Annotated in this window: 18 protein-coding genes; 11 read left to right on the forward strand and 7 right to left on the reverse strand. The window is 40.9% G+C overall.

Annotated features, from left to right (window positions below):
- The first annotated feature begins 434 nt into the window (after window positions 1-434).
- Together HLV59_RS00110 and HLV59_RS00115 are read left to right on the forward strand one after the other, a co-directional pair.
- Window positions 435-1,913: a sodium-dependent transporter gene (locus HLV59_RS00110; RefSeq protein ID WP_031949712.1), complete on the forward strand. Its 1,479-nt coding sequence runs from the start codon at window positions 435-437 to the stop codon at window positions 1,911-1,913.
- Window positions 1,914-1,925: 12 nt separating this feature from the next.
- Entirely contained in the window at window positions 1,926-2,069 is a 144-nt protein-coding gene (locus tag HLV59_RS00115) for a methionine/alanine import family NSS transporter small subunit (RefSeq protein ID WP_002119126.1), read from the forward strand.
- A 41-nt stretch (window positions 2,070-2,110) separates the two neighbouring features.
- Here the strand turns inward: HLV59_RS00115 and rsmB are convergent, their stop codons facing one another.
- Both rsmB and fmt read right to left on the reverse strand, forming a co-directional pair.
- Window positions 2,111-3,415: a 16S rRNA (cytosine(967)-C(5))-methyltransferase RsmB gene (gene rsmB, locus HLV59_RS00120; protein WP_171429037.1), complete on the reverse strand. Its 1,305-nt coding sequence runs from the start codon at window positions 3,413-3,415 to the stop codon at window positions 2,111-2,113.
- A complete protein-coding gene (fmt, locus tag HLV59_RS00125; RefSeq protein ID WP_062850353.1) occupies window positions 3,412-4,374 on the reverse strand; it encodes a methionyl-tRNA formyltransferase in 963 nt (320 codons plus the stop codon). Before fmt ends, rsmB begins: the two co-directional genes overlap by 4 nt.
- A 347-nt stretch (window positions 4,375-4,721) precedes the next feature.
- Here fmt and ilvD point away from each other — a divergent pair, with 347 nt between their 5' ends.
- The 3 genes from ilvD (at window position 4,722) to HLV59_RS00140 (ending at window position 8,964) form a co-directional block, all read left to right on the forward strand.
- On the forward strand, window positions 4,722-6,551 hold the full coding sequence (ilvD, locus tag HLV59_RS00130; protein WP_081172430.1) for a dihydroxy-acid dehydratase: 1,830 nt from the start codon (window positions 4,722-4,724) through the stop codon (window positions 6,549-6,551).
- A 313-nt stretch (window positions 6,552-6,864) separates the two neighbouring features.
- Window positions 6,865-8,154 carry a hypothetical protein gene (locus tag HLV59_RS00135; protein WP_171429039.1) on the forward strand — a complete coding sequence of 430 codons (1,290 nt, stop codon included), beginning with the start codon at window positions 6,865-6,867 and terminating at the stop codon, window positions 8,152-8,154.
- Between the two features lie 78 nt (window positions 8,155-8,232).
- Window positions 8,233-8,964, forward strand: coding sequence for a sulfite exporter TauE/SafE family protein (locus HLV59_RS00140; protein WP_200043506.1), 732 nt, complete (start codon window positions 8,233-8,235; stop codon window positions 8,962-8,964).
- An 8-nt stretch (window positions 8,965-8,972) separates the two neighbouring features.
- On the opposite strand, the gene HLV59_RS00145 is transcribed toward HLV59_RS00140, so the two are convergent.
- The 4 genes from HLV59_RS00145 to HLV59_RS00160 all read right to left on the reverse strand — a co-directional run bounded on the left by HLV59_RS00145 (window position 8,973) and on the right by HLV59_RS00160 (window position 15,018).
- Complete coding sequence (locus tag HLV59_RS00145; RefSeq protein ID WP_081172435.1) at window positions 8,973-9,863, reverse strand: LysR family transcriptional regulator; 891 nt, start codon at window positions 9,861-9,863, stop codon at window positions 8,973-8,975.
- 82 nt (window positions 9,864-9,945) lie between these two features.
- Window positions 9,946-11,241: a solute carrier family 23 protein gene (locus tag HLV59_RS00150; protein ID WP_081172437.1), complete on the reverse strand. Its 1,296-nt coding sequence runs from the start codon at window positions 11,239-11,241 to the stop codon at window positions 9,946-9,948.
- 297 nt (window positions 11,242-11,538) lie between these two features.
- Window positions 11,539-14,223, reverse strand: a complete 2,685-nt coding sequence (gene ppc / locus HLV59_RS00155; protein WP_031949704.1) for a phosphoenolpyruvate carboxylase — start codon at window positions 14,221-14,223, stop codon at window positions 11,539-11,541.
- A gap of 171 nt (window positions 14,224-14,394) precedes the next feature.
- A complete protein-coding gene (locus tag HLV59_RS00160; RefSeq protein WP_125698307.1) occupies window positions 14,395-15,018 on the reverse strand; it encodes a TetR/AcrR family transcriptional regulator in 624 nt (207 codons plus the stop codon).
- A 150-nt stretch (window positions 15,019-15,168) separates the two neighbouring features.
- On the opposite strand from HLV59_RS00160, the gene HLV59_RS00165 reads away from it, so the two are divergent.
- The 4 genes from HLV59_RS00165 to dnaJ all read left to right on the forward strand — a co-directional run bounded on the left by HLV59_RS00165 (window position 15,169) and on the right by dnaJ (window position 21,130).
- Window positions 15,169-16,275 carry an efflux RND transporter periplasmic adaptor subunit gene (locus HLV59_RS00165; RefSeq protein ID WP_171429041.1) on the forward strand — a complete coding sequence of 369 codons (1,107 nt, stop codon included), beginning with the start codon at window positions 15,169-15,171 and terminating at the stop codon, window positions 16,273-16,275.
- On the forward strand, window positions 16,272-19,397 hold the full coding sequence (locus HLV59_RS00170) for an efflux RND transporter permease subunit (RefSeq protein WP_171429043.1): 3,126 nt from the start codon (window positions 16,272-16,274) through the stop codon (window positions 19,395-19,397). Before HLV59_RS00165 ends, HLV59_RS00170 begins: the two co-directional genes overlap by 4 nt.
- A 139-nt stretch (window positions 19,398-19,536) precedes the next feature.
- Entirely contained in the window at window positions 19,537-19,914 is a 378-nt protein-coding gene (locus HLV59_RS00175; protein ID WP_002119294.1) for a membrane protein, read from the forward strand.
- Between the two features lie 103 nt (window positions 19,915-20,017).
- Window positions 20,018-21,130, forward strand: a complete 1,113-nt coding sequence (gene dnaJ / locus HLV59_RS00180) for a molecular chaperone DnaJ (protein WP_002119101.1) — start codon at window positions 20,018-20,020, stop codon at window positions 21,128-21,130.
- Between the two features lie 115 nt (window positions 21,131-21,245).
- Here the strand turns inward: dnaJ and HLV59_RS00185 are convergent, their stop codons facing one another.
- Complete coding sequence (locus HLV59_RS00185; RefSeq protein ID WP_171429044.1) at window positions 21,246-21,599, reverse strand: hypothetical protein; 354 nt, start codon at window positions 21,597-21,599, stop codon at window positions 21,246-21,248.
- A gap of 185 nt (window positions 21,600-21,784) precedes the next feature.
- Here HLV59_RS00185 and dapB point away from each other — a divergent pair, with 185 nt between their 5' ends.
- Together dapB and HLV59_RS00195 are read left to right on the forward strand one after the other, a co-directional pair.
- Window positions 21,785-22,606, forward strand: coding sequence for a 4-hydroxy-tetrahydrodipicolinate reductase (gene dapB, locus HLV59_RS00190; protein WP_061874179.1), 822 nt, complete (start codon window positions 21,785-21,787; stop codon window positions 22,604-22,606).
- A 50-nt stretch (window positions 22,607-22,656) separates the two neighbouring features.
- Window positions 22,657-23,310, forward strand: coding sequence for an START domain-containing protein (locus HLV59_RS00195; protein ID WP_031949697.1), 654 nt, complete (start codon window positions 22,657-22,659; stop codon window positions 23,308-23,310).
- Window positions 23,311-23,345 lie beyond the last annotated feature (35 nt).

The following is a 23,345-nucleotide window of genomic DNA, read 5'->3' on the forward strand; positions in this document are numbered from 1 at the left end:
ATCAAGTCTTATTTGAAAACTAGAAAGATAAGAATAAATTAGTGGATAAGTTGAGTAATTAGAAAGGCATCTTCAGGAGTTGGAATAAAATATCATTGAATCATAATTTTGATCTACAAGTAGTAGAACGTAAATATTAGCTGAAAAATAACCAATTGTGAAAAAAACTCAGAAAATTCGTAAAATTTCTGATGGAAATTACAGTAAAAAGAAATAAAAACAGGTATTGTTCAGCTATATAGGGGCAAAAAATGGACAAAAATCTTTAAGGAAGAATTTTCTATTTTTGCTTGTTTGTTAAGGGAATAAAAAAACTCAAAAGGTGCTTTTTATTTTCTACAAACACAAAAGTATTTTTTGGTTCTTTTTTTGCATGCGGAATAACAATCAACAATAGCAGTAAAAATAAGTAATCTTTTAACATTAGGTGTTCTATGACAGATTCTCGTGAAAACTGGACGTCACGATCTGGTTTTATTATTGCAGCCGTTGGTTCGGCTGTAGGCTTAGGTAATATTTGGCGCTTTCCATACGTTGCTTATGAAAATGGTGGTGGTGCGTTTCTTATTCCCTATCTATTAGCACTCATTACTGCTGGTTTACCGTTACTATTTTTAGATTATGCGGTAGGTCATCGTAGTACTAACTCCCCGCCTAAAGCTTATCGTGCTCTGTTTAAAGGTGGGGAAGCATTAGGATGGTGGCAGGTTTGTGTCTGTATCATTATTGGTTTGTACTATGCCAGTGTACTCACCTGGGCTGGTAGTTATGTTTACTTCTCTATTGGTCAAATGTGGGGAAGTGATCCGGAAGGTTTCTTCTTTAATACCTATTTGCAGACTACAAAAGCAACCGGTTTTGACTTACAGTTTGTAGGTCATTTATTCTGGCCGATTGTTGGGATTTGGGCACTTACTTTAATCATTCTTTATGGTGGTGTGAAAAAAGGTGTAGAATTATCAAATAAGATTTTCATGCCTTTATTATTCATTCTATTCACTATTTTAGTGATTCAATCATTACGTTTACCGGGCGCTGTTCAAGGCTTGAACGCATTCTTTACGCCGAACTGGTCAGCAATGATGGATTATAAAGTTTGGTTAGCGGCTTATGGCCATACTTTCTTCTCCCTCTCTGTCGGTTTCGGGATCATGGTGACTTATGCATCTTATTTGAAACCGAAAACGAATTTAACTGGTTCTGGTTTAATCGTTGGTTTTGCAAATGCATCAACAGAAATTTTAGCGGGTATTGGTATCTTCGCAGCGCTCGGCTTTATGGCCCATGCGGCAGGTACTGAAGTTAAAGATGTGGTGAGTGGCGGGATTGGGTTAGCATTTATTGCGTTCCCTAAAATTATTTCAAGTTTAGGTGCTGGTGCCGATTTATTTGGTTTCTTATTCTTCTCTTCGCTTTTCGTCGCAGGTATTTCTTCGATGGTAAGTATTTTGGAAGTACCTATTGCAGCAATGCAAGATAAATTGAAATGGGGCCGTAAAAAAGCTGTAACCATTATTGGTGGTGGTAGTGCACTTGTATCAATTATTTTATTCTCAAGTGTAAACGCAATTAAGTTGGTTGATATCGTTGACCACTTTATCAATAACATCGGTATTATTGGTGGTGCTTTACTTTCTATTATTACCGTGGCTTGGTTTAAGCGTTCTGCACTGAAAGAACTTCGTGATCACGTCAATCGCATCTCAACTATTCAATTAGGTAAGGGATGGGATTTCACTTTAACAGTCATTACATCGTTAATCTTATTAACTACGCTCAGTATGACTGTGTTTAATTTGATCAAAAATGGCTATGATACTTATAGTATGAGCTTACAAGGAGTATTCGGCTGGGGCAGTGTGATTTTCTGTGCAGTCGTTGCAATTGTTTTAAGCAAAATGAAAGATCGCTAGGAGGATAGAATAATGAATACTTCAGCAATCGTGATGATGGTAATTTCGATGGTGTTTTTATGGGGTGGCTTGGCTTTATCCATTATCCATTTATCGAAACATCCTGAAGAGTTAGATGACGTTTTAGAAGAAGTAAAAGATCAGCATACGCTTTGATGCTGATCGAGTAAAAAAAGCAGGCTTTAAGCCTGCTTTTTTTACGCAATTTTTTGGATTTTACAATAATAAAATCCATCGCCAGACTGCGCTTCTGGCAGTAATTGGCGGCCATGAGTTTGCTCAATTCCCCAATTAGCATCAATTTTGATCTCTTTTGCATTTGGATTTTCAGCAAAAAATTTCATCATCTGCTGTTCATTTTCAGCTTTCAAAATTGAGCAGGTAATGTAAAGCAATGTCCCGCCAACTTTGAGTTGTTGCCACATGTGATCTAAGATCTGCTTTTGCAGTTCAATGGTTTGCGCTATATCGCTAGATTGGCGCAATAGGCGTATGTCAGGATGACGACGAATAACCCCTGTAGCAGAGCAAGGTGCATCGAGCACGATACAATCTACTGGCTGTGCAGGTACCCATTGGGTTGCGTCGGCTGCCAAAATTTCTGTATGGCTTTGATCAAGTGCTAAGCGATTTAAGTTCTCAGTTACACGCACTAAACGGCTTGGGTCCTGATCAATTGCAATGAGCTGAGCAGGTTTAAACTTTTCAAGTAAATGAGCTGTTTTACCCCCTGGGGCAGCACAGGCATCAACTACTATTTTATCATTCAAATCTGGCAATACTGTTGCGCAAAGCTGAGCGTGTTCATCTTGTACAGAAAACCAGCCTTGTTCAAAACCGGGTAGCTGAGTAATTTGTACAGATTGTTCAAGAACAATGCCTGCCTCAGACAAAGTACAAGCACGTGCCTGAATTTCTGAGCTCTGTAATTTTGCTAAATAAGCATCACGGCCAATATGTCGTTGGTTCACTCGTAAGGTTAAAGGCGCAACTTGCTTTAACGATTGGCAAAGAGCTTCAGTTTGCTCACCCCAATCCTTTTTTAACCGTTTGAAAAGCCAACTTGGTAAGCCATGCGCTTGCTGTAAGCCTTGCTGAAAGTCATCAGTTTCACGTGTAGCTCGGCGCAAAATTGCATTAACAATGCCGCTGAGTGCAGGGAATCCAAGTTGTTTGGTTGCATCCACTGTTTCCGAGATGGCAGCGTGTGCTGCAATACGTGTGCATAAAACTTGATAAAGACCAACGTATAGGCAGGTTTCTACTGTCTCATTGTTTAAAGGTTTGCTGAGTAAAGGTAGGCTAATTGATTTAAGCGCAAACCATTGGCGCAATGTACCCAAAACGAGTTCGTGAAATAAAGCACGATCACGCTCTGCGACTTGATTGAGCTGTGTATTTAAAATACTAGCCAATGATTGACCTTGCTGGACTTTTAATAAGGTCTGGACGACTTGAGCACGCAGGTTAAAACGAGAGGAATTTGATGTAACCTGACTCATGGCAAAATTTGTCCTACATGAAGTTTTTGAGTTTGTGCAATTTGTTGAGCATTTAATGCTTTGCCACCCGGCCATTGCACGCTAGTCAGACAAATAAATGAATCTTGACCACAAGCAATGTGTACGCCTTGTTTATCGATTGCAATAATTTCACCAGCTTGAGCATTCGCTTTGATTTGGCTAGAAACTAGAGAGTTCCAGATACGCAGAGCATTATTTTCATCAAGTTGAACAAAAGCGACGGGCCAAGGATTAAATGCACGGATATTTCGGTCAATTTGCACAGCATCATTTGACCAGTCAATACGAGCTTCTGATTTCACTAATTTATGTGCGTAGACCGTTAAGCTTTCGTCTTGAACTTCGCGTTCTGCTAAATATTTTTGTAGTGTTTCTTCCGACTCGAGTACCGCACAAATTGCCGTTGCACCTTGAGTGGCTAGTTTGTCGTGTAAAGTCGCTGATGTATCTTCGTTAGTGATTGGGCAATAGGTTTTATACATCATATCGCCTGTATCTAAACCGGCAGCCATTTGCATGATAGTGATTCCGGTTTCTTCATCACCCGTTGCAATTGCACGCTGAATTGGTGCTGCACCGCGCCAGCGTGGTAATAGTGAACCGTGAATATTTAAACAGCCATATTTCGGTGTATCGAGCACAGTTTGTGGAAGGATTAAACCATAGGCTGCAACTACCATGACATCAGCGCCTAAAGCAGCCAGTTCTTGTTGAGCTGCTAAACCTTCTTCAGTTGAAGCTTTGAAGTGAAGCGGTTGATAAACAGGGATATTATGTTCAAGTGCAAGCTGTTTTACAGGAGAGGGCGTTAGTTTTTGTCCACGACCCGATTTACGATCTGGCTGAGTATAAACCGCGATAATTTCATGGGAAGTTTTTAATAAAGCCGCCAATGCTGTTGCAGCAAATTCGGGGGTGCCAGCAAAAATAATTTTCACAAATGCAATCCAAAAAGAGTTTACGCGTAGTATACGTGAAAAACGATTGAAGCCCTAAACTCATGGAGATTGAGCGTTTTAGTTTTTAAATAGTGAACAAAAAATTATTGAAAAACTTTTATTGATAAAAAAAGGTTATGAAAAAATAAAAAATTATTCATGTAAGTTTTGCTAAATATTGACTGACTATTACTGTTCTTGGCTTTCCGAATATTATTTGCTTCTATAGAATGGAGAATGATCAAATTATGATGATGAGTCAATATTCCGACTGATCTAACGCTATATCAGTATCATTCGCCAGAGCGGGAAAAATTCTGCTCAAGCACAACTTGTTGGAAACACTAATGCCTGACTATCGTTCAAAAACATCGACACACGGAAGAAATATGGCTGGCGCACGTGGCTTATGGCGTGCAACAGGAATGAAAGATGAGGATTTCGGCAAACCGATTATTGCGGTGGTCAACTCATTTACTCAATTTGTGCCAGGCCATGTACATCTTAAAGATCTAGGGCAGCTTGTCGCGGCAGAAATTCATGCAGCAGGTGGTGTTGCTAAAGAGTTCAATACGATTGCAGTTGATGACGGGATCGCAATGGGGCATGACGGCATGCTTTATTCACTTCCATCACGTGATTTGATTGCTGACTCAGTTGAATATATGGTGAATGCACACTGTGCAGATGCCATGGTGTGTATTTCAAACTGTGACAAGATTACTCCGGGAATGCTCATGGCTGCGATGCGTCTGAATATTCCTGTTGTTTTTGTGTCTGGCGGACCAATGGAAGCTGGTAAGGTTAAGTTCCGCGGTAATGAAAAAGCGATTGACCTTGTTGATGCAATGGTTGTTGCGGCTGATGAAAGTTATACAGACGAAGAAGTTGAAGAATTTGAACGTTCGGCATGTCCAACCTGTGGTTCATGTTCAGGTATGTTCACTGCAAACTCAATGAACTGTTTAACAGAAGCTTTAGGTTTATCTTTACCAGGTAATGGTTCGATTGTTGCGACGCATGCAAACCGTAAAAAATTATTCTTAAAAGCAGGTCAACTTATTGTTGAATTGGCTAAGCGCTATTACGAACAAAACGACGCAAGTATTTTACCTCGTTCAATTGCAACCAAGGCTGCATTTAAAAATGCGATGACCCTTGATATTGCAATGGGTGGTTCAACCAATACCGTTCTGCATTTATTGGCAGCGGCAAGTGAAGCAGAAGTTGATTTTACAATGGACGATATTGACGAATTATCACGTCGAGTTCCTGTATTGTCTAAAGTAGCGCCTGCAAAACAAGACGTTCATATGGAAGATGTACACCGTGCGGGTGGCATTATGGCGATCTTGGGCGAGCTGGATCGTGCGAATTTACTTGATGTATCCGTACCGACTGTACATGAGAAAACTTTAAAAGATGCATTAGATAAGTGGGACATTATTCGTACTGAAGATGCAGATGTTTATGAGTTCTATCGTTCATCTCCAGGTGGGGTTCCAACTCAAGTTGCCTTCTCTCAAAATCGTTACTATTCAACGTTAGATGGCGACCGTGAAAAAGGCGTTATCCGTAATGCAGAACATGCATTCTCTAAAGATGGTGGTTTAGCAGTTCTATACGGCAACATCGCGCTTGATGGTTGTATCGTGAAAACTGCGGGTGTTGATGAATCGATCTTGAAATTTACGGGTACAGCGCGTGTATTTGAGAGCCAAGATGCAGCTGTAGATGCAATTTTGGGTCATGACATTAAAGCTGGCGATGTTGTTGTGATTCGTTATGAAGGTCCACGTGGTGGTCCGGGCATGCAAGAAATGCTTTACCCAACTAGCTATCTTAAATCGAAAGGTTTAGGTAAAGACTGTGCATTAGTAACAGATGGTCGTTTCTCTGGTGGTTCATCAGGTCTTTCGATTGGACACGTTTCACCAGAAGCAGCTGAAGGCGGTGCAATTGGTTTAGTTGAAGATGGCGACACCATTGAAATCGATATACCAAACCGTACCATTCACTTGAACGTTGATGATGCGACTATGGCGCATCGCCGTACAGTGCAAGAAGCGAAAGGCTGGCATCCGAAAGAAGAACGTAAACGTAAAGTATCAAAAGCGTTAAAAGTTTATGCAATGCATACAACAAGTGCAGCGAAAGGAGCTGTACGCGTTCTATAAAATATTCAATTTTAATAATTGATTAGGAATCATGCACCCTTTAACACGATGAATTGCTATCATGTTAAGGGTGCATTTTTCATGTCTGGTAAAAAAAATCAGCTTGTGGAAAAAGGTGTTTTTAGATCATTCTATGGGTTTGCCATAAAATGGTGATAAAATCTTCACCTACGTAGAAACTTGCTAAAAACATGACTTATTTTCTGCGTAAACTAAGGTAGTTATATTTCAATCTCGACTACTGTTTTACCTTGCACTATGATCAAAACAATCTTTGATCTCGCTTAGGATTTAATTTTTAGAGGCACAACTCATGTCACTGCTACGCCGTTGGTTTGACCCTATTCGATCGAGCTGGTTTTACCAAAAGCCTTCTCGTCAAGCGGTGTTACCCACGGAAAATGGTTTAAGTATTTATTTACGACTTGATGATGTGTATAGCTATTTGGCTGTTCAGCAATTGTCTCAGCTAGATGAAATTTTAAGTGATGAACTTAAGCCTTTAAAAATTATTATTTCCCATACGGCTTCTGAACCTCCAAACAGCATGTCGCATGAAGAGTGGCAAAATTATTGTTTAAATGATGCCAAGATATTAGCCAAACAACATCGTTTCGGTTTCGATGAATTTCCAGAAATCCCAAGCCCAGAATCTTTAAAACAAGCGGCAGTCATATTAAAAAGAACCCCATTACAAGGTCAGAATTTCTTTCATTTACTAGAAGATATTTTCCACATGCTTTGGCAACAACAATACGGAAAGTTACGTACTTTACATGCCATGGCAGTTAAACATCAGCTTCCTCAACATTTCTCAGAACGTATTTTTACGGATGAGCCTGTACCTGCAGCATACTTTGAATTTGGCGGACGTAAATATCACGCAGTAGATGATTTATTACGTTTGACTCGTCGTTTAAAGCAGCAAAAGCTACTGACGGGTAATCCGATTTTTTTAATTAATCATATCGAATGGCGTGAACATTTAATTAATGATGCTGAAGCACTTACCGAGATTCAGACGCTTCATCCTGAACTTGATATTTATATTGCTTTAGAAGACCCAATGAGCTGGTTGTTACTTGCCTATATCAAAGAAGAACTGGCTGATTATTATGATATTCAACTAAAAGTTTACCCTTTAAGTTATCAAGGTCGAGACTGGTTTGACTGGAGTTTGGCGACACGTGTTTCTAAACGAACAGGTGTAGCTTTTACGCCGTTTTGCCGCCCTACCGAGGAAAGTACGCTCGAGATGGCAAAGCTTTTCTATAGTGTGGAAGAAAATCAGCAAATCGATACAATTTTTACGATCTTGCAGGCAGTTTGGACGAAAGGAAAAGATTTATCTTTCTTAAAACATTTCCAACAGTTACATCAACAGTTGGGCATTGAGCAGCTAACCGACCAAGATGTGCAATCTGTTTTGGCGCAAAATGATGCCTTGTGTAAAGATAAACATCAGCCTGATTTACCGGTTTTAGAATTGCGTATTGATGGCCAGACTTATGTATTTAATAGCTTGTATCGTGTGTGGATGATTGAAAGTATTTTTAGCAATGTATTAGAAGAAAAATATAAAACAGCCTCAACTTTTAATTGAGGCCCACTTCTAAAAACAAGAATAGGGCAGAACCTGTTTTTTCCGTAGCATAACCAAGTAGGGAATCGGAGATAAACAGTGACATTTCTAGCAATTATTATGGTGGTGTTTGCCTTTGCCGGCATGATTAAAGGCATGATCGGGTTAGGATTACCCGCGGTATCGATGGGCTTACTCACCATCGCAATGAGCCCTTTTCAGGCAGCATCTCTGCTCATCGTTCCCTCAATGGTCACCAATGTCTGGCAACTTTTTGCTGAAGGACATGTCTGGGCGTTTATTCGCCGTTTCTGGACGTTACTTGTCGGCATTATAGTAGGTTCAATATGGAGCTTTTTACCTACTTTAAGTCAAAGTCATGGGCATAGTAGTGAAATTTTATTGGGCTGTATGTTGGTCTTATATGGGCTCTATGGTTTGTGTGTGAAGAAACTTCCACACTTAGGAAAGCATGAACGTTGGCTATCACCGATGATTGGATATATCGGCGGGGCAGTAACTGTCGCAACTGGTGTCATTATTATTCCAATCGTTCCTTATTTGCAGTCTTTACATTTAAAGCGTGATGAGTTGGTTCAGGCTTTAGGACTAACCTTTACTGTCTCTACCATTTGTCTTGCAGTGTTTTTACACCATAACCCTATGTCGGGAATAACACTGGACTATCGTTTATCGTTTGCTGCATTGTTGGCAGCGCTCGTTGGAATGTGGGTGGGTAAAAAAATTCGTTATCGCTTAAATGAGCAGTTATTTCGTCGTATATTTTTTATAGGCTTGATGTCATTAGGGCTTTATATGATTTCGCATTAAGCCAATTTTTAAGGGCGATTTTGTAATAAAAAATCTGCAAACTGTTGGTAACTGCTAGGAAGCCGGTTGAAATTTTGGGTCGCCAAAAGCAGTTTGCGATTTGCCCATGCACCTTGCAATTGAATGGAATGAAAATCATAGTTTGATTGCAAACGCTGTGCGGCACGAGCCGGCATAATCGCAATTCCAACGCCTTTGGCAACGACCTCAGCGATCGCCCCAAAATTAGGTAAGCGCAAACGGTACTGTATGTTAAAGCCTAATAGCTTCGCTTGAGTTTCAATGGATTGTTGCAAAGAGTGGTGGGGTTTAAGACCAATAAAGCCATAGCTTAGAGCCTCTACCAAATTCAGCTCTTGGTATTGAGCTAAATTGTGAGTAGTAGGGCAAATTAGAACTAAAGGATCACTCGCAAATTCCTTAGTTTGCAAATGGCGGGTCTCAAAAAAGCTTGAGACCAAGCCAAGACTCGCAACTCCTTGGGTTAATGCATCTACAATTTCCGAACTTTCTGCTTCGTGCAAATCGATATTCATTTCGGGATGAAGCACTAAATATTGAGGTAATAACGTAGGCAAATATTCACTTTGAGCAGAAGAGTTACACCAAAGCGTTAATGCTTCTGTGGTAGGGTGCCTAAACCTCTGCATTTCTTGTTCGAGCTGCTCTTTTTGTGCCATAAGTTGGCGTGCATGCTCTACAAACGCGTGTCCTGCTGTGGTGAGTTCTACGCCAGTAGTTTGGCGAATAAATAAGGGTGTTTCGAAATATTGTTCGAGTTTTTTTATACGTTCACTGGCAGCTTGAAGTGAAATCGCAGAGCGGTCTGCACCTTTGGTTAGACTACCTGTAGAGACAATATGAAGAACCAGGTGTAAATCAAAAAAATCAAAACGCATGATAGGGAACGTATTGAAAAGGCTAAAAAGTCATCATACTAAATCGTAATGAAAAAAGGCAGCTTGCGCTGCCTTTTTGGATTTAGGTTTTATCTTTTAAACTAAACAGCCAATTTAAAATAATAGCTGCAAAAGTTGCGGTACCAATACCACCTAAATTGAAGTTACCGAATAATAATTCAAAGTTACCAGCACCTAAAATAATCGTGACTGAAGCAACAATTAGATTTTTATTGTTAGAAAAATCAACTTTGTTTTCGATCCAGATTTTGGCCCCAGCAATGGTAATTAAACCAAACACAACAATAGATGCGCCTGTTAAGACCGCACTTGGAATGGTACTAATTACCGCACCAAATTTTGGAGATAAACCTAAGAAAATTGCGAAGATACCCGCAATTACAAAAACAATGGTTGAGTACACACGAGTGACTGCCATCACCCCAATGTTTTCGCCGTAAGTGGTCATGCCCGGAGCACCGACACTACCAGATAGCGTTGTTGCTAAACCATCTGCGACAAATGCTTTGCCTAATTGTGGAGTCAGATTTTCACCAGTCATTGCGCCAACAGCTTTGATGTGCCCTAGGTTTTCTGCTACTAAAATAAGCGCAACTGGCGCAATAATTAGCATAGCATTCGTATCAAAAGTAGGATGTGAAAAGCTTGGAATTCCGAACCATGCAGCTTGTGAGATCTGGCTAAAATCGATTGGCTTACCAAAACCTAGTCCATTGGTGGTGATGGCATAAATTACATAGGCCAAGATCAAACCAACCAACAGAAGTAGACGCTGCAATAAGCCACGCGTAAAGACCGCAATACTGCCCATACAAAGTACGGTAATTAAAGCCATCCACATTTCAAATGGTTGGCCTGCAACACCTTTAATGGTAACAGGTGCAAGGTTTAGACCAATAATCATCACAATGGCGCCAGTCACCACAGGCGGCATGAGTTTTTCAATCCAGCGTGTACCCGTAAGCATCACAATAAAACCGATGATGGCATAAAAAACACCACATGCTACGATTCCACCTAAAGCCATAGACAGATTCGGATTGGCACCTGAACCTGTAATATGCCCAGTTGCAGCTGCAACCACCCCAATAAAGGCAAAACTTGATCCTAAGTAGCTCGGAACACGACCACCTGTAATTAAAAAGAACAGGATGGTACAGATTCCAGACATTAAAATAGCAAGGTTAGGATTAAAGCCCATGAGTAATGGTGCTAAAACAGTCGCTCCAAACATGGCAAATGCATGTTGAATACCCAAAACAGCACTTTGAACAGGTGGGAGATATTCATTGGTAGAGACCGGTCGATGGTCAACATCACCTTGGTAAGGCTGCCATTTTGGAAACCAGTTGGACATAAAATAAGCTCATTATTTTTTAATTGGTGCAATGATACTCTTTCTTGAGAATGCATTTAATCTCTAGAGAGAAGTATGTCTGTGAAAAGTAATTGTTTTTTAACGATTGGTATAATTTAATGAATTCTAAATATAGGGAATTAGTTATTTTTTTATCATAAGAATTAATTTTTTGATTTTAAAAAAATATTCTAAAAAATAGAAAATCGAGGAAAATTTAAGAAAAATAGAGAACTTTGCAAGTAAAAAGCAGCACATCGCAATGCACTGCTTTATAAAACAATTGGTAAAATCAGTTTAGCCTGTATTACGTAAACCAGCCGCGATACCCGCAATACTCACCATAAGTGCATGGTCAACAGGGGTATGTTCTGCCTGACGTTCAGCAAGATAATCACGACGACGCTTCATGAGTTCAGCCTGTAAAAGATGCAAAGGGAGTAAGTATGGTTTACGAACCTGCATGGATTGATCAAGAACATCGTTATTACTCAGAAGCTTTGATTCATCTTTTAATGCAAGCAAGGTTTCAACAGCATCTTTTAGACGTTGACGTAATTGGTTACCAAGAACTTTCAAATCTTCATCTTCAGTCAGATGAGACTCATAATAGAGTGCAATGTTGGCATCGGCTTTAGACAATACCATTTCCAGCATATCAATGAGTGTTTGGAAATAAGGCCATTGCTGAAGCATTTCATCAAGTGTTGCTTTTTGCTGATCGGCGATCACTTCATTAATTGCTGCGCCAGTACCTAGCCATGCAGGCAACATCAAACGAATTTGTGTCCAAGCAAATACCCATGGAATCGCACGTAAAGACTCAATGCCGCCACTCACTTTTCGTTTTGCAGGACGTGAGCCTAAAGGCAACATTTGTAATTCAAGTTCAGGTGTAACCGTACGTAAATACTTCACAAAATGTGGGTTTTCACGCACTGTCTGGCGATAAACCTTAACAGAATGATCTGTCATACGGTTCATAAGTTCACGCCATTCGGCTTTAGGTTCTGGTGGTGGTAGTAAAGTCGCTTCAAGTGTTGCTGCGGTATAGATTTCAAGGTTTTGCATAGCAATGCCCTCTAAACCGAATTTGAAGCGGATCATTTCCCCTTGTTCTGTGACACGAATTGCACCAGAAATTGAACCAGGAGGTTGTGAGAACAAAGCCTGCTGGGTTGGAGCACCACCACGACTAATTGAACCACCACGACCATGGAATAGTGTCAACTGTACGCCGTGCGTTTGAGCAATTGCAGTCAGCTCTTCTTGAGCACGATATTGCGCCCAGTTGGCAGACATGAAACCGGCATCTTTTGCAGAGTCGGAGTAACCGATCATGACTTCGTGTTTACCCTGAATGTGCTGTTTATACCAATGCATATTGAACAGTGTATTCATGGTCGTTGCAGCGCCATCTAAATCTTTTAAAGTTTCAAACAGAGGAACTACACGTAAAGGATGCTGAATACCGGCTTCTTTTTGCAATAACAATACAGCCAAAACATCGCTTGGATATTCAGCCATCGAAATAATATAAGCTCCTAAAGACTCAGGTGGTTGGTCTGCCAAAGTACGCATGGTTGCAAATACTTCTTGAACATCTGGATGACCAATTAAACTGCCTTCAGGCTCATTAATATATTTCGGTAAAAGCGGGCGTTTACTTTGTAATTCTTGAATGAGGAAGTTTTGGCGCGCTTGTTCGGTCCATGATTCAAAATTACCTAAACCTAAATATTCGGTAATGGCTGAAATCGCTTGGCGATGGCGGCCTGATTCTTGGCGAATGTCGAGTTTAAGTAGTTCAATACCAAAACAGTTCACACGGTAAATAAAGTCGAGCAGTTGACCATTCGCAATTTCAGGTAGATTACTGTCGATTAAAGAGCGGTAGCACAGCAATAATGGTTGTAAAAGCTCATCTTTGCTTTTAATGACATTGCTGTCGTCTGCTTCTAAGCCTTGTAAACGCTGAGCTAACCAGTGGCGAGTTGCTTTTAAACGTTCTCGTGTAGCACGTAAATATTCACGATAAGGTTCGGCATGTTGGCTACCAATTGCCTGAATCATTTCTTCGGAACAAGTCTGGATTGAAAGTTCCCAACGTAAGTTTTCGATATCTCTTAGGTAGAGGTCAGCAGCTTGCCAGCGTGATAACCACAGCACTTCTTGAGTGATTTGATGAGTAACGTTCGGGTTACCATCACGGTCTCCGCCCATCCAAGATGCAAAACGTACTGGTGCAATATTAAGTGGTAAATTGAGTTGGCAGTTTTCTTGAACTAATTCATTTAACTCGCGAATGAATTTGGGTACAGCGTTCCAAAGTGTTTGCTCAATTGTGGCAAATCCCCATTTTGCTTCATCGACTGGAGTAGGGCGGTGCTGTCTGATTTCATCTGTTTGCCAAGCCGAACTAATTTGTTGCTTTAAGTTGGCAAGTGCATTTTGACGTTCGCGTGGAGTAAGTTTTTGCTGATCAAGCTGTGAGAGACAAGCATTAATATCATCATATTTTTGGATCAGGGTACGACGACTCACTTCAGTGGGGTGCGCCGTAAGTACTAATTCAATCTTAAGATCGCAAATTTGCTGGAACAGTTTTTCTGTCGAAATACTTTTATCTTTAAATTTTTGAAATAAGTGAACAAGTGGATTCGGAGAGTTCGCATCCGAATCAAATTCTGCCTGTCGGCGGCTACGGACCACATGATATTGCTCGGCAATATTCGCAAAATTTAGGAAATGAGAAAAAGCGCGGGTAAGAGGAAGTAGCTCTTCATCGGGCAGTTCTAAAAATAATTGTTCTAGTTGCTTTTGGGCTTCAGCTTGACCATCACGTGCACCTTTGGCAAGAGCACGGATTTGCTCGATCTGATTAAACAGTTCTTGTCCTGCATGTTGTTTTAGGGTTTCACCTAACAAATTACCAAGTAAGCGGACATCCTCACGCAGTGGCGCATCGATTTGCTGAACCATGCTATTTTTCTCCTGTTCTTATTCTTATCGAATATAGCGCGATTAACAAACATTCCAAGCTTTGAGCGTAAGAAAATGTGAATTTTTGCTTAAAAAATAACATTTAATTCGCGTGCAGAGTCTTAAAAGTTGGCATGCACTCAGCGCAACTTTTGACAATCGGACTTTGGTTTAATTCCGGTATTTAAGCAAGAATAAATTTATTGCGTCTTGAATAATTTGCTCAAGCTCTTGAGCATTGGGTACAGCAATGATCCCCAGTAAAACCTTCTGGTGACGTACGCCAAGCAATAAGGACAAAAGAAGCTCGGTTTGATAATTCGGGTCATCGGTTTGAATAAAACCTAATTGAGCCGCTTTTTGCAAAAACTCAGTTAATTGATTTTGCAGTCGCGTATGTGATGCATCAAAAAACTGTAGAGTGAGAGGACTTTGCTCTGCTGCAAGTTCAAATAAAACGTGTTCAAGTTTAAGCGCTTCAGGTGAGTAAATAATTTGTAAGGCGCGTGAACACACAATAAAGAGGGCTTGATAAAAGTCTGCCGATGCATCTAATTCAAATTGTTTAGTATCCAGTGTCTCTTCACAGGTTTCTGTAATCGCACAGATAAACAGGTTCGCTTTATCTTGAAAGTGATTATAAACCGTGAGTTTAGTAACGCCTGCTTCCTGTGCAATCTGGTTCATACTGGTACCGTGATAGCCAGATTTCAAAAAAATAGCTTTCGCGGCTTGTAAGATACGAGCACGTTTTTCTAGATCTTTCGGGCGACCACTTTGATTAACTGTTTGCACAAAACCCTCTAAATAATAATTTTAAAAATAAAACATTTATCAGTTTTTCTTTAATTAATGTACCCATGGGTATATTAATTAAAAAATAAACGAACTATGATGCAAGCATATTGTGCCTTAAAAAATCAGTTTGAATAAGAGCGATAAGATATGAATGTGTTAAAACCTCTCATCATGAGTATGGTGATTGTTTGTACGGTCACATTAATGGGGTGTAGTAAAGAAGCTCCAAAAACAGAAGAAATACCCTATGTGATGGTGGCACAGCCATTAACCACACTTAATGAACAAAAAAGCTATGCAGGAGATGTTCAGGCTAGACAACAAACGGCTTTAGCATTTCGGGTAGGTGGACAAGTTACGGCTCGCTATGTGGATGTAGGCGACCGAGTTAAAGTGGGACAAGTACTAGCAAAGCTTGACGTAGCAGATGCTCAGTTACAATTAAATGCTGCTAAAGCACAACTGGATAATGCACAGGCTTCGGCAAAAACAGCAGCAGATGAACTTAAACGTTTTCAACAATTACTTCCGATTAATGCTGTGAGCCGTTCGCAATTTGATACGGTAAAAAATCAATACGATGCGGCACAAGCAGCCTTACAGCAAGCTCGTTCTAACTATGAAGTTTCTGCCAACCAGACAAGTTATAACCAACTCGTTTCTAACAAAAACGGCGTTATTACTGCTCGAAATATAGAAATTGGACAAGTTGTTGCAGCAGGACAAGCTGCTTATCAACTTGCAATTGATGGTGAGCGTGAAGTTGTCATTGGTGTACCAGAGCAAGCAGTTAGCGAGATTAAAGTTGGTCAAGCTGCTTGGATAACCTTGTGGTCTAAACCGAATGAAAAATTTGCCGGATATGTTCGCGAAGTTTCTCCCGCAGCGGATCAGTCTCGTACTTTTACAGTCAAGGTAGCCCTCAAAGAAGGACAGTCTGTTATTCAGCTTGGACAAAGTGCACGCGTATTTTTTACCTCAACTCAAACTAACGTGATGAGTGTGCCACTTTCGAGTGTTTCAGCAACGGATAATCAGCCTTATGTCTGGGTTGTTAATGCGAATCAAACTTTACGTAAAGTACCTGTAACGGTTGGTGCATATGGCAGAGACAGTGTACCCGTGATATCTGGTTTAACACCAAATGATTGGGTGGTGATTGGTGGTGTGCATTTGCTACGCGATAAGCAGAAGATTCACCCGATTGACCGTGAAAACCGTGCGGTGAAAATTCAGGGAGCAATCCAGCCATGAAATTCAATCTCTCGGAATGGGCATTAAATAATAAAGGTATCGTCCTTTATTTTATGCTGTTACTTGGCATTATCGGCGCGATCTCTTATTCAAAACTCTCACAAAGTGAAGACCCACCATTTACCTTTAAAGTCATGGTCGTACAAACCTATTGGCCGGGAGCAACAGCGAAAGAAGTTTCAACGCTGGTGACTGACCGTATCGAAAAGGAACTCATGACAACAGGGCAGTATGACAAGATTATGGCTTACTCCCGCCCGGGTGAGTCGATGGTTACGTTTGTTGCCAAAGATTCGCTGACTTCGGCACAGATTCCTGATGTTTGGTACAACGTTCGTAAGAAGGTGAATGATATTCGCCATGAACTACCAAGCGGTGTACAAGGCCCATTTTTCAATGATGAATTTGGAGATACTTTCGGTAATATTTATGTACTGACAGGCAAAGACTTTGACTATGCACTTTTGAAAGAATACGCAGATCGTTTGCAATTACAGCTTCAAAGGGTCAAGGATGTTAGTAAGGTCGAATTGATTGGTCTACAAGATCAAAAAATCTGGATTGAGATTTCTAACACCAAAGCGGTACAGCTTGGAATTCCGGTTACTGCGATTCAAGAAGCCTTACAAAAGCAAAATAGTATGGCAAGTGCTGGCTTTTTTGAGACGGGCACAGACCGTATTCAAATTAGGGTAAGTGGGCATTTACAAGACATTGAGGAAATTAAAAAAACACCTTTGTTGGTTGGCGATAAAACCATCCAGCTTGGTGACGTCGCGGATGTTTATCGTGGTTTTAGTCAACCTGCTCAACCACGTATGCGTTTCATGGGTGAAAATGGTATTGGTATTGCCGTTTCGATGCGTAAAGGCGGTGACATTATTGCCCTTGGTAAAAATCTTGAAACAGAGTTTGCCCAACTGCAAAAAACATTACCTTTAGGGATGAAACTGCAAAAAGTTTCTGATCAACCTGTAGCAGTACAACGCAGTATTCATGAGTTTGTGAAGGTACTCGCTGAAGCAGTCATTATTGTCTTGTTGGTGAGTTTTTTCTCTTTAGGCTTCCGTACAGGATTGGTGGTCGCTTTTTCTATTCCTTTAGTTTTAGCAATGACCTTTGCCGGTATGAGTTTATTCGATGTCGGGCTGCATAAGATTTCACTTGGTGCTCTGATCTTGGCGTTAGGCCTGTTAGTCGATGATGCTATTATTGCCGTCGAGATGATGGCCATTAAGATGGAGCAGGGTTATAGCCGAATTAAAGCCGCCGGATTTGCGTGGAAAACCACAGCATTTCCAATGTTAACTGGAACACTCATCACTGCGGCAGGTTTTTTACCTATCGCTACAGCTCAGTCTAGTACAGGTGAATATACGCGATCGATCTTTCAGGTCGTGACGATTGCCTTATTGGTATCTTGGATTGCAGCAGTTTTATTCGTACCTTATTTAGGTGAAAAGCTATTACCAGATTTTACCAAGTTAGGACATCAGGCCCCTTGGTATGTCCGTTTATGGGCAAGATTAACTAAAAAACCGCAACCGCAAACTGTCGCTATTTCACAGGACCACCATTACGATCCTTATCAATCTAGTTTTTATGTACGTTTTAGGAAAATGGTCGAGTTTTGTGTGACCTATCGTAAAACCGTGATTGCAACGACGGTGGGAATTTTCGTGCTATCTGTACTGATGTTTAAGATGGTACCACAGCAGTTTTTCCCGCCTTCAAACCGTGCCGAAATTTTAGTCGATTTAAAACTTGAAGAAGGCGCTTCTTTAACAGCAACCGAACAAGCTGTGAAAAAGGTTGAAAAATTCCTATCTAAACAAAAAGGTATTGATAACTATGTGGCTTATGTGGGTACAGGTTCACCACGTTTTTATTTACCTTTAGATCAGCAATTACCGCAAGCCAGTTTTGCACAGTTTGTTGTACTCGCATCATCGCTTGATGATCGTGATGACATTCGACGCTCGTTAGAAACACAAATTAAGCAGTTACTTCCGCAAGTTCGTACTCGCGTGTCATTACTCGAAAATGGCCCACCTGTTGGTTATCCATTGCAATATCGTGTATCAGGTGAAGATTTAAATCTGGTACGTAAAGAAGCACAGCAGGTCGCTAAAGTGATCAGCGAGAACCCGAATACTACCAATGTGCATTTAGATTGGGGCGAGCCAAGTAAGATCATTTCAATTCAAATAGATCAAGACCGTGCTCGACAAATGGGTGTCTCTAGTCTGGATTTAGCGAACTTCATTAATGCATCAATTACAGGTAGTGCGATTGAGCAATATCGTGAAAAGCGTGAACTCATTGAAATCCGCTTACGCGGAGACCAAGCAGAGCGCGTTGAAGTGGCTTCACTGGCAAGCTTAGCCGTACCCACCAACAATGGAACGACAGTACCTTTAGCTCAAATTGCGAAAATTGAGTATAAGTTTGAAGATGGTTTGATTTGGCATCGTAACCGCTTACCGACGATTACCGTTCGCGCAGATATTCGTACCAATTTGCAGCCTGCTACCGTTGTTGGTGAGTTAGCTGAATCAATGGATAAGTTACGGGCTGAATTGCCAAGTGGTTATCTCATTGAAGTGGGTGGAACCGTGGAAGAGTCTGCACGTGGGCAAAATTCTGTAAATGCTGGGATGCCACTCTTCTTGGCAGTGGTCATGACATTACTGATGATTCAGCTCAAAAGCTTATCTCGCTCGACCATCGTGTTGTTAACAGCTCCACTGGGTTTAATTGGCGTTGTTTTATTCTTATTGTTATTTAACAAACCATTTGGCTTTGTGGCCATGCTAGGCACAATTGCGCTCTCTGGGATGATCATGCGTAACTCGCTTATTTTGATTGATCAAATTGAGCAAGACAGACAGGCAGGACATCCAACTTGGGAGGCAATTATTGAAGCGACAGTGCGTCGATTCCGTCCCATTATTTTGACTGCTTTAGCCGCAGTTTTGGCCATGATTCCACTTTCGCGGAGTATTTTCTTTGGTCCGATGGCAGTTGCGATCATGGGTGGATTGATTGTTGCCACCTTACTGACATTATTTTTCCTACCCGCACTCTATGCAGCGTGGTTTAAGGTGAAAAAAACCGCATAAAATACATAAATTTTTTGTGAATAAAGGTGCGAAATATTGAAAACTCCAATATAGTAGCACCTGTCTTTACACAAAAAATACAGGATTATTTCACTGCATAAAAAATAGGCAAAATGCAGTGAATTGAGGTGAAATACAGATGGGGCAAGACCATATCGAACAGCATCGCCGCTATATAGTAATTTCTTATGCGTTCATGTTTCTTGCATTGTTTACGGTTATTTTTGCGGCCTTTGCTTATTTGGTCGCTCGTAAAGTGGCAGTTGTAGATAATGCAGAAGTTTGGATTCATGCGCATGCGCTATGGATTATGCGCAATGCGATTCTATTTCTATTTATGGCAATTTTTGCTGTTGTCTGGTTTATTCCGCTCTTCTTCTTTGCATGGGACAGCAATCTTTGGGTCACAGCCTCTACAGTTGCTGGTGTAGTTTTTAGCGCTATTGCGTGGTTATTTCTATTAAATGCATGGTTAAAAGGCTTGTCTAAATATTTAAAAAATAAGGCAGTTTTTTAATATATCTATTTTTTGAACATTTCCCCCTTGTAAATTCGGCTAAAGTCCCCCATTTAGTCGGCAATAGAGTATTGATAAAATTCCGTGAGGAGCACCGCCAAAAATGGCTAAACGTGATTATTATGAGGTTTTAGGCGTTTCAAAAACCGCAAGTGATGATGAGATCAAAAAAGCCTACCGTAAATTGGCGATGAAATATCATCCTGATAGAAACCCTGACAATGCCGAAGCTGAAGAGAAATTTAAAGAAGCTGCTGAAGCTTATGAAGTTTTATCGGATAGCGAAAAGCGTAGCATGTACGATCGCATGGGACATAATGCGTTCGAAGGTGGCTTTGGCGGAGGCGGTGGTGGCTTCGGCGGATTTAGTGCAGAAGATATTTTTAGCCAGTTCGGTGATATCTTCGGTGGCGCATTCGGTGGTGGTGGACGTCAACAGCGTCAACGTCGCGGATCAGATTTACGCTATGTAATGGAACTTACCCTTGAAGAAGCTGTAAAAGGGGTGAAAAAAACCATTACCTTTACTGCTCCAGCACCATGTGATGTGTGTGATGGTAAAGGTTCTAAAAATCCAAAAGATGTTGAAACCTGTAAAACTTGTCATGGTTCAGGACAAGTACGTATGCAGCAAGGTTTCTTCTCTGTACAACAAACATGTGGTACTTGTCGTGGCCAAGGTAAAATTATTAAAAACCCTTGTCAGGCATGTCATGGTTCAGGTGTTGCCGATCGCCAGCAAACGTTGGAAGTTACCATTCCAGCGGGTGTAGATAATGGTGACCGCGTTCGTTTGAGTGGTAAAGGCGAAGCAATTCGTGATGGCCAGTCAGGTGACTTGTACGTTGAAGTGGTAGTTCGTGAACACGAAATTTTCCAACGTGATGGCGCAGATCTATATATGGATGTGCCAGTAAGCATTGCTGATGCTGCACTTGGTAAAGAAATTGAAATTCCAACTTTGGAAGGTCGTGTTAGCCTGAAAATTCCTGAGGGAACTCAAACTGGTAAATTATTCCGTTTACGTGGCAAAGGCGTTCGTCCAGTACGTAGCAGCATGGTGGGTGATTTACTCTGCCGTATTGTGGTAGAAACACCGGTTAACTTAAATTCTCGTCAACGTGAATTACTTAAAGAGTTGCAAGCTTCTTTTGATGGCGAAGACAGTGCTTCTTCACCGAAGAAAAAATCATTCTTTGATCGTTTGTTCGATTAATACTTGATTAAATAAGAAATTAAAAAGAAGGCGGATATTGATAAAATATCCGCCTTTTTATTGCGCTGATGTATCTTATTATTTTTATTCTGCTTAAAAGAAAAATTACGACTACTTACTCTGTAGGGTGAGCAACATCAATATCATTAACACTTACAGTCGGATCGCTAGAAGCAAGAGTAGGAGTATTTTCGATCACTGGTGCGGCTACTACTTCTGCCTGTACAGCTACTTTCGGTGCTTCTGCTGTTGTTTCGCCAATAATCGGGTCAATATCTTCAACTTTAACGTCAGCATTGGCATCACTTGATTGAGCTGTAGGCGTTGCTGTTTGAGTATTTACGTTTGTCGTAATACGCGCTTTAGATAAGCTTTCTAATGTGTCTCCTGGCTGGATTGCAGGCTCTGCAAATGCCACTGAAGTCATCATCCCCATCATCACTGTAAAGCCAATAATTCTCGAATGCATTTTGAACTCCTTTATCGTCATCTTTTTCTCATTCGTGGCTTCGTAGTGTGCCGATCAATTCTTTAACTTTTGTGAAAACAGATTAAATTTCGTCCTAACTCAAAAAATAATTTTTACTTTTTAAGATGAGCAAAGAGTTTTGATATAGTAGACAAATTACGTAAAACCGAAGATTGGAAAGGATTATGTCAGCAGCTCCACGCATTGGTATTTTAGGCGCAGGCGGTCGTATGGGCCGTACGCTTATTCAAGCAGTTCAACAAGCAGGCTATCAATTAGCTGCTGCGGTAGAACGTCCGGAAAGTAGTTTGGTGGGCACTGATGCAGGTGAGCTTGCTGGTATTGGTTCAGTGGGTGTTAAGGTCTCTGGAAACTTGTCAGATGTTTTGAAAGACTGCGATGTAATCATTGATTTTACTGCACCAGTTGCGACTGCTCAGCATTTGAAGCTTTGCCGTGAAGCTGGGGTTGCTATGGTTATTGGTACAACAGGTATGTCAGATGAGCAAAAAGCTGAGTTAGACGAAGTTGCTACTCATACTCCTGTGGTTTACGCTGCAAATTATTCTGTGGGCGTAAATGTATCGATCAAGTTACTTGAGCTTGCAGCAAAAGTATTTGGCGATACAGTAGATATTGAAGTCATCGAAGCTCACCACCGTCATAAAGTAGATGCACCGTCAGGTACAGCGTTAATGATGGGCGAAGCAATTGCAGATACTTTAGGTCGTAACTTAAAAGAAGTTGCTGTGTATGGCCGTGAAGGGCATACAGGCCCACGTGACCGTCAAACGATTGGTTTTGAAACTATTCGTGGTGGTGATATCGTTGGCGAACACACTGTCATGTTCATTGGTGAAGGTGAGCGCGTTGAAGTGACTCATAAAGCCACTAACCGTATGAACTTTGCTGCTGGTGCAGTGCGAGCTGCGGCATGGGTTGTGGGCCGTGAAGCGCGTAAATATGACATGAAAGATGTTTTAGGATTGAACGACGTACAGGTTTAAAACCCTGTACGTATTCCATGTGTAGCGAGAAAAACAAGATAGAGCAGAACATGAATAAAAAACAAATTGCTTTGACCACTCTTCTTTGCTTAAGCAGCCTCTGGACGGGGGCTGCTTCTACAGAAAAAGCTAAACTCAGCTTAGACCGCAATAATATTAAAGTCTGGACCTATCAAAAAACGGATAATCCAGTCTTTCAATATAAAGCGGAAACCACATTTGATGTGCCACTTGAGCGCGCTGTCGCTGTGATTTTAGATGTAAATCGTGCTGATCAGTGGGTGCCTTATATGGGCAAAGTTGAGATGTTGTCTCAAGATGAGAAAAAAGGTGAGTTCACACTGTATATGGTGTTGGACTTTCCATTTCCTTTAAAAGATCGTGATGTCGTTGTAAAAGGAAAAATGAGCAAGGCCGCGAATGGCGTTGTGACAATTAAAAATACTGCAATTAGCGGAAATTATCCGATACAACCTGATGTAGTACGCTTAACGCGCTATGAAGGGGATTGGACGTTTCAGAAACTTGCAAATAATAAGGTGAAAGTAACCACTAGTGGTTATGCAGATCCTGCTGGTGCCATTCCATTAAGTTTTGTAAATATGTTTGTTCAACAGCAGCCTTATCAGATGTTGCTTAAAATGAAGCGGGAAGTGACTAGCCCGATTTATGAACACCCGAAATTACCAGAAATTTTAAAATAAATAGCTTAAAAAAAGCGCCTGATTCAGGCGCTTTT

Origin of the sequence: Acinetobacter lactucae, assembly GCF_013122135.1 — a bacterium.
Classification (GTDB): Bacteria; Pseudomonadota; Gammaproteobacteria; order Pseudomonadales; family Moraxellaceae; genus Acinetobacter; species Acinetobacter lactucae.